The sequence below is a fragment of the Celeribacter sp. PS-C1 genome, assembly GCF_019429625.1.
Taxonomy (GTDB): Bacteria; Pseudomonadota; Alphaproteobacteria; order Rhodobacterales; family Rhodobacteraceae; genus Celeribacter.
This window is the reverse complement of the sequence record NZ_JAHXRW010000004.1, coordinates 19,944-36,808: the sequence shown is the minus strand read 5'-3', so window position 1 is coordinate 36,808 and position 16,865 is coordinate 19,944. Positions and strand designations below refer to the sequence as shown.

The 16,865-nt window shown below is 59.0% G+C and carries 18 protein-coding genes; 8 read left to right on the top strand and 10 right to left on the bottom strand.

All coding sequences use genetic code 11. The features are described from left to right. Positions 1-2 precede the first annotated feature (2 nt). A complete protein-coding gene (locus J5Y17_RS07000; protein ID WP_219784531.1) occupies positions 3-1,253 on the bottom strand; it encodes an MFS transporter in 1,251 nt (416 codons plus the stop codon). 230 nt (positions 1,254-1,483) lie between these two features. Further along, the gene (locus tag J5Y17_RS06995) at positions 1,484-2,089 is read right to left on the bottom strand and encodes a hypothetical protein (protein WP_219784530.1); all 606 of its coding nucleotides are present in this window, start codon (positions 2,087-2,089) and stop codon (positions 1,484-1,486) included. A gap of 258 nt (positions 2,090-2,347) precedes the next feature. On the opposite strand from J5Y17_RS06995, the gene J5Y17_RS06990 reads away from it, so the two are divergent. Continuing rightward, positions 2,348-3,187, top strand: a complete 840-nt coding sequence (locus tag J5Y17_RS06990; RefSeq protein WP_219784529.1) for a fumarylacetoacetate hydrolase family protein — start codon at positions 2,348-2,350, stop codon at positions 3,185-3,187. 59 nt (positions 3,188-3,246) lie between these two features. Here J5Y17_RS06990 and cobO read toward each other — a convergent pair whose 3' ends face one another. The 3 genes from cobO to J5Y17_RS06975 all read right to left on the bottom strand — a co-directional run bounded on the left by cobO (position 3,247) and on the right by J5Y17_RS06975 (position 5,672). Continuing rightward, the gene (gene cobO, locus J5Y17_RS06985; RefSeq protein ID WP_219784528.1) at positions 3,247-3,858 is read right to left on the bottom strand and encodes a cob(I)yrinic acid a,c-diamide adenosyltransferase; all 612 of its coding nucleotides are present in this window, start codon (positions 3,856-3,858) and stop codon (positions 3,247-3,249) included. A gap of 87 nt (positions 3,859-3,945) precedes the next feature. Beyond that, the gene (locus J5Y17_RS06980) at positions 3,946-4,398 is read right to left on the bottom strand and encodes a cyclophilin-like fold protein (RefSeq protein WP_255571939.1); all 453 of its coding nucleotides are present in this window, start codon (positions 4,396-4,398) and stop codon (positions 3,946-3,948) included. Positions 4,399-4,460: 62 nt separating this feature from the next. Further along, positions 4,461-5,672, bottom strand: a complete 1,212-nt coding sequence (locus J5Y17_RS06975; RefSeq protein WP_219784527.1) for an NAD(P)-dependent alcohol dehydrogenase — start codon at positions 5,670-5,672, stop codon at positions 4,461-4,463. A 200-nt stretch (positions 5,673-5,872) separates the two neighbouring features. Here J5Y17_RS06975 and J5Y17_RS06970 point away from each other — a divergent pair, with 200 nt between their 5' ends. The 7 genes from J5Y17_RS06970 (at position 5,873) to J5Y17_RS06940 (ending at position 11,408) form a co-directional block, all read left to right on the top strand. Beyond that, the gene (locus J5Y17_RS06970) at positions 5,873-6,331 is read left to right on the top strand and encodes a cupin domain-containing protein (protein ID WP_219784526.1); all 459 of its coding nucleotides are present in this window, start codon (positions 5,873-5,875) and stop codon (positions 6,329-6,331) included. Beyond that, positions 6,321-7,340, top strand: a complete 1,020-nt coding sequence (locus J5Y17_RS06965; RefSeq protein ID WP_255571938.1) for a sorbosone dehydrogenase family protein — start codon at positions 6,321-6,323, stop codon at positions 7,338-7,340. Before J5Y17_RS06970 ends, J5Y17_RS06965 begins: the two co-directional genes overlap by 11 nt. 104 nt (positions 7,341-7,444) lie before the next feature. Next, complete coding sequence (locus tag J5Y17_RS06960) at positions 7,445-8,341, top strand: LysR substrate-binding domain-containing protein (protein ID WP_219784525.1); 897 nt, start codon at positions 7,445-7,447, stop codon at positions 8,339-8,341. A 127-nt stretch (positions 8,342-8,468) separates the two neighbouring features. After that, the gene (locus J5Y17_RS06955; RefSeq protein WP_219784524.1) at positions 8,469-9,254 is read left to right on the top strand and encodes a carboxymuconolactone decarboxylase family protein; all 786 of its coding nucleotides are present in this window, start codon (positions 8,469-8,471) and stop codon (positions 9,252-9,254) included. Positions 9,255-9,281: 27 nt separating this feature from the next. After that, the gene (locus J5Y17_RS06950) at positions 9,282-9,920 is read left to right on the top strand and encodes an NADPH-dependent F420 reductase (protein ID WP_219784523.1); all 639 of its coding nucleotides are present in this window, start codon (positions 9,282-9,284) and stop codon (positions 9,918-9,920) included. 27 nt (positions 9,921-9,947) lie between these two features. Continuing rightward, positions 9,948-10,343 (top strand): cupin domain-containing protein, encoded by a 396-nt coding sequence (locus tag J5Y17_RS06945; RefSeq protein ID WP_219784522.1) that lies wholly within the window; start codon positions 9,948-9,950, stop codon positions 10,341-10,343. A gap of 204 nt (positions 10,344-10,547) precedes the next feature. After that, positions 10,548-11,408 carry an aldo/keto reductase gene (locus J5Y17_RS06940; protein ID WP_219784521.1) on the top strand — a complete coding sequence of 287 codons (861 nt, stop codon included), beginning with the start codon at positions 10,548-10,550 and terminating at the stop codon, positions 11,406-11,408. Positions 11,409-11,614: 206 nt separating this feature from the next. Here J5Y17_RS06940 and J5Y17_RS06935 read toward each other — a convergent pair whose 3' ends face one another. The 5 genes from J5Y17_RS06935 to J5Y17_RS06915 all read right to left on the bottom strand — a co-directional run bounded on the left by J5Y17_RS06935 (position 11,615) and on the right by J5Y17_RS06915 (position 16,860). Beyond that, positions 11,615-12,508: a DMT family transporter gene (locus J5Y17_RS06935; protein WP_219784520.1), complete on the bottom strand. Its 894-nt coding sequence runs from the start codon at positions 12,506-12,508 to the stop codon at positions 11,615-11,617. A 4-nt stretch (positions 12,509-12,512) separates the two neighbouring features. Beyond that, on the bottom strand, positions 12,513-13,850 hold the full coding sequence (locus J5Y17_RS06930; RefSeq protein ID WP_219784519.1) for an amidase: 1,338 nt from the start codon (positions 13,848-13,850) through the stop codon (positions 12,513-12,515). Between the two features lie 355 nt (positions 13,851-14,205). After that, positions 14,206-15,213, bottom strand: coding sequence for an ABC transporter substrate-binding protein (locus tag J5Y17_RS06925; protein WP_219784518.1), 1,008 nt, complete (start codon positions 15,211-15,213; stop codon positions 14,206-14,208). A 2-nt stretch (positions 15,214-15,215) separates the two neighbouring features. After that, on the bottom strand, positions 15,216-16,052 hold the full coding sequence (locus J5Y17_RS06920) for an ABC transporter permease (protein ID WP_219784517.1): 837 nt from the start codon (positions 16,050-16,052) through the stop codon (positions 15,216-15,218). Between the two features lie 25 nt (positions 16,053-16,077). Further along, positions 16,078-16,860, bottom strand: coding sequence for an ABC transporter ATP-binding protein (locus J5Y17_RS06915; protein ID WP_219784516.1), 783 nt, complete (start codon positions 16,858-16,860; stop codon positions 16,078-16,080). Between the last annotated feature and the right edge of the window lie 5 nt (positions 16,861-16,865).

Below are 16,865 nucleotides of genomic sequence, written 5' to 3'. Positions count from 1 at the left end.
GTTTATGAACCGCCGCCTCTGAGGTGCGGTTGATCGGGTTCCTTGAGCGCAAGGATCATGAGCGCGGCCAGCCCGAGGCAAATTGGCACCGCCGACAGCGCAAGCGCATGATTGCCGCCAGTGAGATCCAAAAGCCAGCCGACCAGCGGTTGAAACACCAAAGCCGCGCCGATCCCAATCATGTTCACAAACGCTGTGACCGTGCCCACCGCACTTTGGTCCTGTCCCTCTTTGGCCATGGCAAAGGTCAGCATCTGCGCACCGCAAAACAGGCCGCCGAGAAAGAGCGCGGCGGAGATCAGCACCATATTGCCGCTGCCGCCCAGAATGACCCAGCCCCAGAACAGGGTTGCCGCAACGGCGCCCGCGAAGACGATCCATTTGCGATGCCCTAAGGCGTCGGACACCGCCCCCCAAAGCACCGATCCCGCGGCCATGCCCCAGAACACCATGGAGACGGCGGTCTCGGCGGAGACGGCAGAGAGGGCGTGATCGGCGATCAGCTCTTCGTTGCCCCAAAGCCCGCCGTAGACGTTGATCGGCATGTAAATAAAGGCGCCCACGAGGGACAAAAGCCAGACCTGCGGGCTTTTGATCACCTGTTTCAGCGGCCCGATCGGATTGGGATGGGTGTCCGTATCGCCTGCGGACGGCGCCTCGCGGTAGAAAAACAGGGCGAGCACGAACAGCGCGCCGCCGGTGATCCCGATGCCGATGAAGGACGGGCGCCAGCCTGCGGTCTCTGTCAGGGAGGTGAGCCAAACGACGCCAATCGCGGTGCCCAACATGCCGACCGCATTGACGAGGCCCGACAGCAGCGCAAAGCGCGCGGGCGCGAACCAGTGGTTCACCACATAAAGCGCGCCGACAAAGGCGAAAGACGCGCCAAAACCTGTCATCAACCGCCCGACGGAGGCGATCACCACATTGGGCGCGAGACCGATGAGGGCAATCCCGCCCGCGCAGAGCGCAATGGCCGGAACGACAAACCGCCGCGCACCCCAGCGGTCGAGCAACAGCCCGACCACGATCTGCATCGGCGCGTAAACCCAGAAAAACAGAGAAGAAAACACGCCGAGTCCGGCTTTGGTCAGATCAAGGTCCTGTGTGATCGCCGTGGTCGCAGTGGAGGGCGCGATGCGGGAGATGAATTCGAAGAGGAAAAACAGCGTCGCCAAAGCGAATGCCGCCGGGGCTTTCCAGTTCTTACTCCGTCTTGTGCACAGTTTTGTGCTCTGTGGGGTGTCGGTCATGCGCGGCGTCTCCCTTCGTCGCGCATGTGTTTCGGGTATTGTGTGTAGGGGCGCAAGGGGGGAGGTTCTTGTCATATGCAGCGAAGGTCTGGTTTAAGCCCATATTACCGAGTGAGCAGTTGCAGCAATTCGCTTTTGCAGAGAAACCGCGCGGGAAAGTCCGGCTAGAGAGGACTTCAATGAAAATCTCAGCGAAACGTAGATCGAGCCTTTGTCGAATTTACATCCTATCACACGGGCTCAAACAAGATTCCCGTCAATCCTTCATCCAACCAGTTGCGCCGAAATTCATCATTAACAATAACATTTTCCTGTCCATCAGGATTATACATACCATCATAGTGACGACGAAACGCCGTCAGCCCCTCAACTTTGTAATAATTGATCGCTGGTTTTTTGATCGTTAGGCCCCCGCCGTGTTTCTCTGAACGCTCGAAGTCGATGCTATCTTCCACCCATGGAACCCACCACAGATAGAAGTTTTCGTCATGATTTTTGACGGCGAGTGGTAAAACGTACCCTTCTCTCTCCAGAAGAGGTCGCATTTTTTCGACGGCATTTTCTGATAAAAAGGGACCGACTACGCTACCCATGATACGATCTGCCCTGGTCAGTTTTCGACCAGAATCTCTTTCGTGAATACAAATCGGCTGTGGCGTCCAATCTTCGCCAGGCTTCCAAGCCGAACAGTAAGTTTTGACTTTCCTGAGTTCGGTGAAATCTTCCTTACCTGTTATTTTATCGTAAACAATCTCTGGGGTCGGACCCAACGTTGCCACCCAAGAATTGGTCTTTCCGAATTTCAATTCAAAATACACTGCAGACACAGGCGCCACTCTATTCTCCTTATTTTACGGAAAGCCTTCTTCGGTCACCACAAGTGTATCGCCAGAAAGTGAACAAGTCTTCCCCGATGCCTTCCGCTACGTCTCCAGCAGCCTTTCCCAACTCGTTTGCAGTACATATCGAGCGATCGCGGCGAACGGCAGCTTTGTCCGCGAACCAGCCTCTCCAAGTCGTCATTCCCCCCCCCACACACTTCCCCCTTTACCTTTCCCCCAGATGCGCCATCTTCCTCCCAACAGGAGGACCTCATGAAATTCACACGTTTTGGCCCCAAGGGGGCGGAGAAGCCCGGTTTGATCGACGCCAAGGGCCGGTTGCGCGATTTGTCGGATCATTTGGACGACCTGTCGGGCGATGTTTTGACGCGGCTCAGCGAGTTCAATCGGCTCGACATCGAGACGCTGCCCTTGATCACCGAAGAGGTGCGGTTGGGGCCTTGTGTGGGCGGCACGGGCAAATTCATCTGCATCGGGCTCAATTTCGCCGATCATGCCGAGGAGAGCGGCATGGAACTGCCGAAAGAGCCGGTGATTTTCGCGAAATATACCTCTGCGATCTGTGGGCCTAACGATCCGATCCTGATCCCGCGCGGGGCGGAAAAGGTCGATTGGGAGGTCGAATTGGGTCTGGTGATTGGCAAGCCCGCGAAATACGTGAGCGAAGACAAGGCTTTGGAGCATCTAGCGGGCTATTGCCTCGTGAACGATGTCTCCGAGCGCGGCTTTCAACTGGAGCGCGCGGGGCAATGGTCTAAGGGCAAGTCGTCGGACAATTTCGGCCCCGTCGGCCCGTGGTTGGTGACGCCTGACGAGATCAAAGACCCGGACGATCTGGCGATGTGGTGTGACGTGAATGGTGAACGCATGCAGGACGGGACGACCGCGACGATGATCTTCAAACCGGCGTATCTGATTTCCTACCTGTCGCAGTTCTTCACGCTCCATCCGGGCGACATCATTTCGACCGGCACACCCGCCGGTGTCGGCATGGGCAAGTCGCCGCAGCAGTATCTCAAGGATGGCGATGTGGTCGAGCTGGGCATCGAGGGCCTCGGCACCCAGCGACAGGTTTGCGTGGCGGACGAGTAAACCACCTTTGCATTGATCTACCGGCCCCGTGTGCGACACCGCGCCGGGGCCGGATGTATTTAAAGCTCCACGCCCTTTTGCGCCTTCACTCCGTCCTTGAACGGGTGTTTGACCAACGTCATTTCGGTTACCAGATCGGCGGCTTCGATCAACTCGGGTTTGGCGTTGCGGCCGGTGAGGCAGACGTGGGTCATCGGCGGCTTTTGAGTGAGCAGGAAGTCGACCACTTCGTCGATGTCGAGATAATCGTAGCGCAGCGCGATGTTGATCTCGTCCAAGAGGACGAATTGGATGTCCGGGTCGAGGATCTGTTCCTTTGCGATGCGCCAGCCGTTTTGCGCCGCTGCCACATCACGGTCGCGGTCCTGGGTTTCCCAGGTAAAGCCTTCGCCGGTCACGAAAAACCGCACTTCATCCGCGAAACGTTCGCGCAACAGGGTCTTTTCGCCGGTCTCCCAGCTGCCTTTGATGAATTGCACGACCGCGGCGGGCATGCCGTGACCTATGCAGCGCATGATCATGCCGAAGCCTGACGAGGATTTGCCCTTGCCATTGCCGGTGTGCACCATGATGAGACCTTTTTCTTCGGTCTTTGTCGCCATCAACTTGTCCCGCGCGGCTTTGATTTTGCGCATTTTTTCGTTGTGGCGGGCGGTGAGGTCGTCGGTCATGGTGCGTCCTGGCAAAGTTCGTTTCTGCCGGGAAACTGGCACTCAAAGAGAGGGCTGTAAACAGGGAAAGGCGCGGAGCGTGTGGCCCTAGTCGATGATCGCGATCCGCACGCGTGTGTCACCGGCTTTGACCAGCGGCGCAAGCGATCCGTCAAAGGTGCCCAGACGCACAAGCCCGTTGGATTTCTGGAAGGGTTTGTAAAAGATCGCAAGATTGCCCCAAGGCGCATAGAGCGTGATGTCGCCGGTCTCGGGTTTATAGGCCCGGGGCGCGCCGGAGGTGTCGAGCTTGCGCGGCAGGTCGGCGACCTTTTCGATGCCGTGGTAATCCTTCAGCTCCAGTTCAAGCGGCAACATGGCGGCGAAATCCTGTCCGGCGGGTGTGTCGTCGAGCGTGGCGGTGAGAACCTCTGAGCCGAAGGTGAACTGGATTTTCGTCATCATACTGTCTTTCTGAAGTGTCGTCTCGGAACTGTCCGCGAAGGCCGGTGCGGTCAACGCGAGGCCGAGCAAGGCGGTGCGGAAGAGGGGGGCGAACATCTCTCTGGCTCCGTAAGGTGTGTGTCAGGACGGACACTGTGGCCCGTCCTGACAGGATGGCATCAGGCCGCAGTCATGTCGATGACATAACGGTAGCGCGCCTCTTTGTTGACGACCTTTTGGCAAGCCTCGCCGATCTGATCCGGGGTGATCATCTCATAGGTCGCGGCCACGCCGTGATCTGCGGCAAAGTCGATCACGGCTTGGGTTTCCGCGATGCCACCGGTCATGGAGCCGGCAAGGCTCTGGCGGTTGAACGCCATCATCATGCCCTGAGCGCCTTGGACCTCGAACAGTGCGCCAACATTGACCAGCGTCTTGTCGAGTTTCAGCATGTTGAGGAAGGACTGCATGTCGTAGGCCACGGGGACGGTGGAGATCATCAGATCAAAGCTCATCGCCTGTTGTGCGAGTGCCTCTTCGTCGGACCAGAGATAGGCTTCTGTGGCGCCGAATTCCTTGGCATCGGCGATTTTGTCCTCGGAGGTGGTAAAGACCACAACCTCGGCGCCTTTTGCGACGGCGAGTTTGACGGCGAGGTGGCCCAGACCGCCCATGCCGATCACGCCATAGCGCTGACCCGGTTTCAGATCCCAGTGGTTGATCGGAGAGAAGGTGGTGATGCCCGCACACAAGAGCGGCGCAAACCCCGCAAGGTCAACCCCCGGCGGGATGCGCAGGGCGAACTCTTCTTTGACGACGATCTTCTTGGAATAACCGCCATAGGTCACACCACCGGAGATCTTGTCCTCGGAGCCATAGGTGAAGGTTGTGCCGTTGAGGCAGTTCTGTTCACGGTCGGCGAGACAGTTGGCGCATTCGCCACAGCTGTCCACCATGGTGCCGACACCGGCGAAGTCGCCTTCGCGGAATTTGATCACGTCGGAACCAACGGCCACAACGCGGCCGACCATCTCGTGGCCCGGCACAAGCGGGTAAACCGCAGGGCCCCAGTCGCCTTTGTAGGTGTGAATGTCGGAGTGACAGATCGAGCTATACATGATTTCGACCACCACATCCTTCGGCCCGGCTGCGCGGCGGGTGATGGTGTGGGGGGCAAAAGAGCCGTCGGTGTCGAAGGCGGCCCAGGATTGCACTTGGCTTTCGGCCAGAGCGTTGGCGTCTTGGGCGTCTTGCGCACGGGCGGCCCCGACAAAGCCTGTGGCGGCCAGCGGCGCGGCCACAGCGGCGGCGGCCCCTGCTGTCAGAAAGCCACGGCGGCTCTCGCCGTCACGGGTCAGAAGTTCGGGGGAGGTGTTACACGCGTCACACATGGTTTCTTTGGCATCCTCTTTTGGGGAAGGGGTCAAATGTATGCCGATAAAATGGCGCAAAACGCGGCGAGGATAATCGCTATTCCATGCAAGCCATTCATGAGGGCTCATCATGAATGCGTTGAGAGAAGTGACCATGATCCGAAAGGGTGCGCGACCTAGGTTGTCTGCAACATGCATCATTTGAGAGAGGAACACCTATGAAACGCACACTTGCACTGGGCCTGACGCTTGCACTGGCCCCCGCCGCGCTCTTCGCACAATCCGTCGAAATCTCCCACCATCACGAACGCCCCGGTCAGATCGGCAGTGACGAGACTTTTTCCGGCACTGCCTATGTCGCGCCGGTCTTTGCACCTGAGATGAATGACGTGAGTGCGGGCGAAGTGACCTTCCTTCCGGGCGCACGCTCTGCGTGGCACACGCATCCGGCAGGTCAGATGTTGGTGATCACCCATGGGACGGGCTGGACCCAAGAACGCGGGCAGGAGAAACAGGTCATCACTGCGGGCGACGTGGTCTGGTGTCCGCCGGGTGTCGAACATTGGCATGGTGCGACTGACAGCACCTCGGTCACGCATTACGCCATTCAGGCCACCGTCGACGGTTCCGCGGTTGAGTGGGGCGAGAAAGTCACGGATGCCGAATATGGTGGGTAAGCTGAGACCCGCGCTGCGGGGCGTAGCCTTGGGGCTGACCTGCGCCGTGACAGGTGTGGCGATGGCACAGGGGGAGACCGTCTTGGACGGTCTCGACTACCCTTGGGACATCGAGGCGCATGGCGATGTGATCTATGTGACCGAGAAGGCGGGCACCTTGGGCCTGTTCGACGGGGAGGGCTTTACGCGTCTGCCCGTCGAGACCTCTGTGCCGATCCTGAATCATCGTGGCGGGGGGCTTTTGGGCCTCGCGCTGCGTCCCGATTTTGCCGACACCAGCCGCGCGGTGCTCTATCATCACGCTGGCACGCCCGAAGAGCGCTATAACCGGGTGATCGAGGTTGAGAGAGACGGAGAGATTTGGCGTGAGACTCGCGTCCTCTTGGACAATATCCCGGGCCATCCGCTTTACAACGGCGGGCGCGTTGCCTTTGGGCCGGACGGGATGCTCTATGTCACCACCGGCTGGACCGAAAACCGCGCGCTGCCGCAGGATGTGGAGAGCCTTGCGGGCAAGATCCTGCGCCTGACGCCGGAGGGCGCGGTGCCTGAGGACAATCCTTTCCCAGGTTCGCCAGTATACTCTTTGGGGCATCGCAATCCGCAGGGGATCACTTGGGACGCGTCGGGACAGATGTTTGCCGCAGAGCACGGGCAATCCGGTCACGACGAGGTCAATCGCATTGTCGCGGGCGGCAATTACGGCTGGCCCGTGATCCAAGGCGATGAGACCCGTGAGGGGATGCAGGCGCCTTTCGCGCACTCCGGTCGAAGCACCTGGGCGCCGTCCGGTCTGACGTCTTCAGGGCAGGGGCTTTTGCTCGCCGGACTTCGGGCAGGTGCTGTGCTGGGTATCTCTGAGACGGGCGCCGTTTCAGAGGCCTATGCCGCAGGGGAGCGTCTTCGCGATGTTCTGGTTGTGGGCGATGAAGTCTATGCCATCACCACCAACCGTTCGCCCCGCCGCGATGGTGCCTCGGACGATCGGCTCGTGAGACTTGCGCCATAACGATCCCGTTATGAGCTTCGCATAATCCGTCGACTTTATGAGTCTGAAACATATATCATGAGGGAACCCGTTAGATGATCACCTCCCAACCTCCGGCTTCCCTCATGATACGCGAGAATATCAACGACCTTATCGCCTTCGCCGCTGTGGCCGAAGAGCGCAGCTTTACCAAGGCTGCGGCTCGGCTCAACGTGTCGCAATCGGCGCTGAGCCATACCATTAAGGGGCTGGAGCAGCGCCTTGGATTGCGGCTTTTGACCCGCACGACGCGCACGGTGGCGCCGACGCTGGAAGGGGAGGACCTTTTGGCCACCCTCAACCCCTGTTTCGAGAAAATCGAAAGCCGGTTGCAGGCGCTCAACGATTCCCAGGATACGCCCACTGGCACCGTGCGGATCGTTGCCGTGGAATACGCCATCGAGAGCATTCTCTGGCCCAAACTCTCGCCAGTGCTCAAGCAATTCCCCGCCGTCAATGTCGAGTTCGTCATGGACTACGGCTACACCGATTTGGCCGCGTCGCAATGTGACGCCGGTGTGCGCTACGGCGATCAGGTCAGTGACGGCATGATCGCGATGCGGATCGGGCCGGACGAGCGGATGATCTGTGTCGGCGCGCCGGAGTATTTCGAGGCGCTGGGCACCCCTGATGTGCCGCAAGATTTGGTCGATCACCGCTGCATCAACCTGCGCCTCTCGACCCATGGCGCGCTTTATGCCTGGGAATTCGAGGACAAGGACGGGCAGGAGATCAACGTCAAGGTCAAGGGGCAAGCCTGTTTCAACACCGTCAACCCGGTGCTTCAGGCAGCGATTGACGGGCATGGGTTGGCGCTTGTGCCCGAACGTCTGGCGCAGCCGCATCTTGATCGTGGGGCGCTACGTATCTGTCTGGATGACTATTGCCCGTATTTCCCCGGGTTTCACCTCTATTACCCAAGCCGCCAGAGGCCGTCTTCGGCCTTCACGGTGGTCTTGGATGCGCTCAGGGAACGGGCGTAAATCTGATCTCAGAGGGGTGTTTAGGGGATTGATGAAAGCGGCTCATGAGTGGGGTGATGCACAGCGGCATTAACCGCAGAGCAATCCGCCCCACATGTGCAGCAGACACAAACAACAGGAGTTCCCCATGACGTTCCCGAAGAAGTCCCTGAAAAAGACCCCGATCGCCGCCTCCGCCTTTGCCCTTATGACCAGTGCCGCTCTCGCGCAGGACGTGCGCGACACCGTGCCGTCGTCGCTTGCCCAAGTCGCTCCGGCGCTTGAGGCCTACACCAGCGAGACGATCCTCGGTTCCGAGTGGGAGAGCGAGGCCATGTCCGTGCGCGACCGCGCGCTCGTAACCTTTGCAGCCCTCATGACCCGTCATGAGACCGAAAACCTCGACAGCTATGTGACGCTGGCCTTGGACGCCGGTGTAACGCCTGCGGAACTCTCCGAGACCATCACCCATCTCGCCTTCTACACCGGTCTTGGCAACGCCACCGCCGCCGCCGAAGCCGCAGCCCCCGTGTTTGAGGCCCGTGGCATCACGCCTGATAGTCTTCCCGGCGCAGAGGTTGAATTCCTGCCGCTGAACCAAGAGGCCGAGGATGCGCGCGAGGAGCTTGTCAGCGGGCTTTATAGCGATGTCAGCATCGGTGTGGTGGACAACACCCGCGACGTGCTGTTCCGCGATCTCTGGCTCCGTCCGGACCTCGCACCGCGTGACCGCAGCCTCGTCACCGTCGCCGCCCTCATCGCCGCCGGTCAGCCGGAACAGATGACATTCCACCTCAACCGCGCCATGGACAATGGTTTGACCCAAGAGGAAGCCGGCGCCATGCTGTCGCATCTGGCCTTCTATGCGGGCTGGCCGAAGGTCTTCTCCGCCATGCCGGTCGCGAAAGAGGTGTTTGAGAACCGCGCAGAGTAAACTGAGGCGCTGAAAGGAGAGCTTGGCATGAAAATCGGCATTCTGGGATCGGGTCTCATGGGCGGCAAACTCGGCCGCATCTGGGCCGAGGCGGGGCATGACGTGACCTTTTCCTATGCCCGCAGCCGTGCCAAGCTCGACCGGCTTGCAAGCGAGGTCGGCGCCTTTGCGGGCACTGTGGCGGAGGCCGTCTCTGGCGCCGATGCGGTGCTTTTGGCGGTGCATTGGTCGCGCCGCGCCGATGTTTTGGAGCAGGCGGGGGATCTGGCGGGCAAGGTGGTGCTCAACTGTTCCTTGCCGCTCAACGACAGTGACACAGCGCTGGTCGTCGGCACGACTTCGTCTGGTGCCGAGGAATTGGCAAAACTGCGTCCCGAGGCGCGTTGGGTGTCATGTTTTAACACCAACCCCTCGGAAAGTTTCTATCCGGTCTTTGCCCGCAAAGGGCAGGGGCCTGCACCGCAGGTCATGACCTATGGTGATGACGCGGGCGCCAAGGAAATCGCGTTCGGGCTGATCCGCGATGTCGGTTTTGAGGCGTTGGACTGTGGCGGCATGCGCAACGCGAGGTTCATCGAACCCTTCGCCATGGCGACCGTGGAACTGGCCTATGTCCAGCCCGGCGGCCCGGCTCTGACCTATCGTTTTGACAAATTGCGCGGCTGAGCCCGCGTTTCTGAAAGGAGTATCCCCATGAAAATCATCCGTTCCGGCAGCATCCCCTCCATGGCTGGTCCCGAGGATTGGTTCACCGGCACCGTGCGTGTCGATCCGATGTTCCAAGCCGAAGAGCCGGGCCGCGTCGGTGGTTCGCATGTGACCTTCGAGCCGGGCGCGCGCACCGCATGGCACACCCACCCCGCAGGTCAGACCATCATCATCACTTTTGGACGTGGTCGTGTTCAGCGCGAAGGTGGTCCGGTCGAAGAGGTGAGCGCTGGCGATGTTGTCTGGTTCCCGGCGGGCGAGAAACACTGGCACGGGGCAGCACCCGAAAATGCCATGAGCCACTATGCGATCCAAGAGACCGTCGATGGCTCTGCCGTGACCTGGATGGAGAAGGTCGCGGACGAAGATTACAACGGCTGACCTTAGATTTGCGCTAAAAGGAGTCACTCATGATTTTGAGTCATGAGTGGCATCTATTTTGCCCGGATTATAATAGCTCACGCTTTGGCCTAGATTGAGCACATCAAGATGACACCGGCTGTTCGATGTCCCGTCTGGGACAGATGGAAACAGCCCCGTTTGCCCAGTTCGGCAAACGGCCAAACGCAAAGAAAGGAAGATCTCATGATCCTTCAAGAGACATTCACCCTCTCCAATGGCGTCGAAGTCCCGAAACTCGGCCTTGGCACCTGGATGATTGACGACGACAAAGTCGCCGAATCCGTGAAAGCCGCCGTCAAACTCGGCTACCGCCACATCGACACCGCACAGGCCTATGGGAACGAACGCGGTGTGGGCGAAGGCTTGCGTGACTGCGGCGTGGCGCGCGAAGAGCTGTTCCTGCAAACCAAACTGGACGCAGGCATCAAGGACTATGAAGGCGCGAAAGCCGCGATCCAGGGCTCGCTCGATCTTCTGGGCGTCGACTACATCGACCTGATGATCATTCACAGCCCGACGCCTTGGGACAAATTCGGTGGCGAAGATCGCTATTTCGAAGGCAACCTCGCCGCCTGGACCGCGCTCGAAGAGTTCTATAAAGCGGGCAAAATCCGCGCCATCGGCGTGTCCAACCACGAGAAAGCCGACCTCGACAATCTCATCGACAACGGCACTGTGGCGCCGATGGTCAACCAGATCCTCGCCCACATCACCAACACGCCCTTCGAACTGATCGACTACTGTCAGAGCAAGAACATCCTCGTGGAAGCCTATTCTCCAATGGGCCACGGCGAGCTGATGAAAAACACCGAAGTGCAGGCCATGGCCGACAAATACGGTGTGAGCCTGCCGCAGCTGGCGATCCGCTACTGCCTGCAACTGGACCTGCTCCCGCTGCCGAAAACCGCAACGCCTGCCCACATGGAAAGCAACGCCACCGTCGATTTTGAAATCTCCGCCGAGGACATGGACGCCCTCAAGTCCATGGAGAAAATCAAGGACTACGGCGACGCTAGCATGTTCCCGGTTTACGCCGGCGTATAAGCGATCGTTTGATCTCTCTGCTCAATGCTTCAAGGGCCCCACGAAAGTGGGGCCTTTTTTATTTGGCACCGAATGAAAGAAACTTTCTTTCGATCTGATGCGGATGGCTTGAGGTAGGGGTGTTTGAAGGCATCCGTTGGCAGCGGTGAAGATAAAAGAGCTGATCCACCTTCATACTTCCTTTCACTTTGCGACATTGCGCCATTTCAGCGGCGGCGGTCTATCACGAGGAGGCTGAGGATCAGAACGGCGATCGTTGTCCCAATGACGAATTGCGCTCTGAGTGTCTCGGAGAGAAACACCACCCCGAAGACAATCGTGAGTAAAGGAAAGAGCACCGTGACGGCTGAGACCAGACTGGGCGGATGGTTTTTAAGGAGATGATAATAAACCGTATGTGCGCCAACAGTCACGATAAGGGCCGGTGCGACGATACTGATGGCCGCGAGCCAAGGTTGTGCGGTGAGCTCGCCGAGACCTTCCGGTTCAAGAAGTGGAGCCAATGCCGACAGAACGACGGCGGATCCAATGGACGTCCACGCCTGGATGGTAAGGGCACCGACAGATCCGCTTCTCGCCATTATGACTGAGCCGAGAGAAAGCGTCGCCGCGGCCAGGATGATGCAACTTGCCCCGATCAGATCAAGTTGTCCCGGGCCACCGAGCGCAAAGATGATCGCAACGGTTGAACCGACGACGAGCAGGAGCCGGCGAACCGAGAGACGTTCTGCGCCGAGAGCCATGGAGAGCAGTGCCGTCAAAGGGACACCGATCTGGAGGAGAACGGCGGAGGCGACGGCTGTGATTTGCCCGTAGCCGACCATCAGGAAGCCGAAATGGCACGCCCCCATTAAGAGGCCCGCGACAAGAATGCGCGGGAGATTTGTAATTGGTCGCAGCAAAAGCGGTGACAGCAAGACCGCAACAATCAGAAAGCGGCCCGCCGCCACATGGATTGGGGGCAGGGATCGGATGCCGATCGAATACCGGAGAAAGACCGCATTCCCGGCCCATATCGCACAAACACCGATCAATAGCGCGAGTGCGCGGATCGGCAAGCCACCTCGCATTTCTCGCGGGTGGACATCGGAGTTCATCATGAGATCAGCTCGCGGCGAAGGAGAGAAGGTCGCTCTCTGCGCCGTCCCGTCCGATCAGTTGAATTCCGACTGGCAGCCCGTCGCCAGTCTCTGCTGGCAAACTGAGCGCAGGCAGAGCTGCGCAGCTCGCGAGAGCCGTGAAGCGCATATTTGCAGTCAGCGCACTTTCGCGATGGCCTGAAAGGATAACTTCTGTCTGCCCGACCTCTGGTGCAACAAACGGAAGCGTCGGCATCACGATCATGTCCACGTCATCAAGAATGCCAAGAACACGACGACGAAAGGCGGCTCGGAATCTTTGAGCGTGCAGATAGTCGGTCGCCCGAATACTGCGTCCGGCGAGAAGTTGTGCCCGGACATCATCGCCGTAGTTCTCAGGGCAGCGATCGAGCCAAGCATCATGCAGGGTGGTCGGCTCTGCTGCATCGGCGATGACCAAAGCATCTACCGCAAGATCCATGTTCGGCAGATCAATTTCGACGATTTCTATGCCGCGCGCGCGCTGGCTTTTCAGCCATCCGTCGAATGCAGCTTCCACACCTGCTTCGAGCCGCGCCCTGACATATTCAACGGGCAGTCCGAGGCGTCGCGGTAAAGTGGCGCGTCGCGCCTCAAGCGAGGGGTCGGTTTCGCCAGACATCGCTCGATAGAGGAGAGCCGCGTCCCGCGCCGATCGCGTCATTGGACCAACCGTATCAAGGGAAAACGCGAGCGGGAAAATACCATCTACGGGCAGCTTTCCGACTCCGGGCCGCAATCCATAGATTCCATTGAGGGCTGCGGGCAGACGCACCGATCCCCCCGTATCCGTCCCAAGTGCAGCCATGGCAGACCCGGCCGCCACAGCTGCACCGGAACCGCCCGACGAGCCGGCAGGGATACGGCTCGGGTCCCGGGCGTTGCGGCCTTGTCCGTAATGTGGGTTGTCCGTCGTCCCGCCCCACGCGAACTCGTGCATGTTGGTTTGACCAAGAATAACGGCTCCGGCACGTTTCAAGCGGTGCGTTACATCCGCATCGCGCGTCGCGATGTGTTCGGCGAGGATTTGGGATCCTGCGGTATGAGGGAACCCCGCAACAGCGATATTGGACTTGAGGCCGATCGGCATGCCCTGAAGTGGGCCGAGGTCATATCCGGCTGCGAGCAACGTATCTTGAGCCCGCGCCGCATCGAGGGCTTCCGTGGTGCACAGGCGTTCCCATGCATTCAGCTCCGAAGTTTCTTCCGCCCTCTTCAGACAGGCGCATGTGAGTTCTTCGAAAGTTGTACGGCCAGCGCGGACCGCACGTCCGGCCTCTGTCATATCCATCTGTGCGAGGTCAGTTTCAGTCATGTCTTTCATTTTGCCTCTCCGGCGCGGGTGTCCTGTTCGAGTGTGAAACCTCGACCGCTTTCCCGGCGCACAGGGCCAAATGGCGAAACCCGTGCGCTCAACGGCGTTTCGTAGGGATCAAGATGCGCCTTTGCATACGCCGTCAGTGCCTCGCAGCGTGTAGCCCAGTCTGAGACAACCGTTCGCAGATCGGAGGTCATCTCATCGTGGGAAAGGCCAATCATGGCGAGGCGGGTTTCAAGAGGGAGCGGCATCGGGATCTTTCCGGAAATTTTGGCAATTATTACCCGTCTGGTAGGACGGGGTTTGGGGGGTGTGGCGTCGGACAAGAAACTGTCCGACGCCGATCATTTTGGCGGACGCCTTAGTTGAGTGCGTCTGCGGCTTCGGCTGCTTTCGTGGCGAGCTCGACGTTGACGTTTGCAGCGTAGGAAGTGGCATCTGACGGGTATTCGGTCAGCGTGCCGGCATAAACGGAGATGTTCATGTTGTTTTCCCAAGCTTTCTCGGACACGAGCACGTTTTCCGGGTAACCTTTCGCGTCGATTTCTCGTTGCACGGAGGTGCGGACGACTTCTTCGGAAAGGGTCGGGAAGTACTCTTGCGCGATCTCAACGGTGCGGTCGAAGTCTGCGTAGATGAAACGGGACGCTCGTTCGAAGGCTGTCACGACACCCTGTGCAGCTTCCGGGTTTTCGTCGATGTAGCTCTGGGTCGTGGTGAGGCTGGAGAATGCGTAGGGGTACCAGTCCTTGTTCGCCGAGAAGGAGTAGACCGAAGAGAGACCGTTATCGAGCTCGGCCTGAGCAACTTGCGGGTCCACTGCGAGAGCGTAGTCGGCACGACCGGCCATAACCGCAGGAATTTCGTTGCCGATGGACACGTTGACGATGTTCACGTCTTCGAGGCCTTCCTGTTCGATCAGATAGGACATGAAGGCCCAGGTGGTGTCCGGCTCGGGGGAGGTGATCACGCGCTTGCCGGAGAGCAGGGACAGATCATCTTGAAGCGGGGTTTCGTCAGAACCGAAGATGAACACGGTCGGCGCGTTCTGGACACCAGCAACGACAACACCGTCGGCGCCCATTTCACGAGACTTCGGGACGAACACCGGGTCCTGAATGGAGAACTGTGCGGACCCGCCGATCACAGCAGCCCAGCTCTGCGCACCACCGCCACCGGTTTCGATCGTCACTTCGAGACCTTCGTCGGCAAAGAAACCTTGTTCCTGAGCCACATAGAGCGGGAGGTACAGCAGCGACTGGAACGCTTGGTTGATGGTCACTTCGGTCATGTCCTGTGCGGAGCCTGCAACTGGCAGGAGCGTCAGACCGAAGGCAGCGGTAGAGGCGAGGAGGGTTCTACGGTTCATGTTTATTTCCTTTCCCAAGATAGAATGAAGCGCTCGAGGAGAGTGATCAGCGCGTTGAAGACAAGCATCATGACCATCACCACCGCGATGCCGGCGAGGACGATGTTCATGGAGAAGTTGGAGGAGCCGAGCAGGATCATGTGACCGACACCGCTCTGCGAGGTGATGTATTCGCCGACAATTGCGCCCACGAGGGAGAAGCCGACACAGAGCTTCAGACCCGAGAAGACCCAAGGCATCGCAGCGGGAACCACCAATTTCAGGAAGATCGCGGACCGTTTCGCGTTAAAAGACCGCATCAGGTTGATCAGATCTTCGTCCGTACGCATCGCGCCTTTGTAGGAGGTCGTCAGCGAAACGACGATGCAGGAGAAGGCCACAATCATGACTTTGGCGAGGATGCCGGTCCCGAACCAGATGATCGTCATAGGCGCCACAGCGAGGACCGGAATGGACCCGAGTGCTGCAATAAACGGTGCCGAGAGGTCGGAAATAAACCGTGAATACCATAGGCCGAGGCCAATCAAAGATCCGCCAATCGCGCCGACAATGTAGCCGACGAGTGTTTCGACAGAGGTCGTCCATACATCTTCGAGCAATTCCCCCGACAGAGCCCGGTCGACGAGAACGTCCCAAACCATGGACGGGCTGGCAAAGAGGAAGCGGTTGATCCAGCCGGCCTGCGCCCCGAATTCCCAAGTCGCGAGTAGCGCAACGGTAATCGCGACCTGTAGGCCGATCAGTACATATCGGCGTCCGATCGGATTGGAGGTGAGCGGGAAGAGATTGGCGAGGGGGCGACGTGCCGCCTGGCGGGCGGTTTCTGTGTGCGTGCTCATTTTGAGAGTCTTTCCAGCTTTCGGCTCAGGCGACAGCGGCGTGGGCACCGCCGATCCGTTTCCAGATCCGTGTGTAGTATTCGTTGAAATGCGGAGACATGCGCCGTTCCGGGATGTTGTGGCTATCGGTTCCCAGATCGATCTTGATTTCCTCGACGATTTCACCAGGTCGTGCTTTCATCACGTAAACACGGTCTGCAAGAGTCACGGCTTCTTCGATGTCGTGGGTGATGAAGATCACGGTTTTGCCCGAACCTTTCACACGGTCGAGCAACTCACCCTCCAGTTCGATTTTGAGAGGGTAGTCGAGAGCCTTGTAGCTTTCGTCGATGAGGATGATTTGAGGATCGGTCACCATCGTGCGCATAAGGGCAACGCGCTGACGCATGCCGCCAGACAATTCACCGGGCAATTTCCGCTCATAGCCGCTCATTTTGTAATCTTTGAGTATGTCGCTGGCCATTGCGCGGGCTTCGCGCTTGGAGACGCCTTTGATTTCGAGGCCGAGGATGATGTTGTCTTCGACAGTCCGCCACGGAAAGAGGAGGTCTTTCTGAAGCACATATCCGATCTTTTCACTGACCCGTCCGGTCGTTTCCGACCCATCGACAACAATGCTGCCGGTGTCGGGGGCCAGAAGACCGGTGATGATGTTGAACAATGTCGACTTGCCACACCCCGACGGCCCGACGAAGGCAAAGAACTCGTCCTTCTCTGCACGGAATGACATGTTACGCAGAACCGTATTCGGTCCATCCGAGGACTGGTAAGTCTTGCTGATTGAGATTGCTTCGAGAGCATGTGCCACGGGAT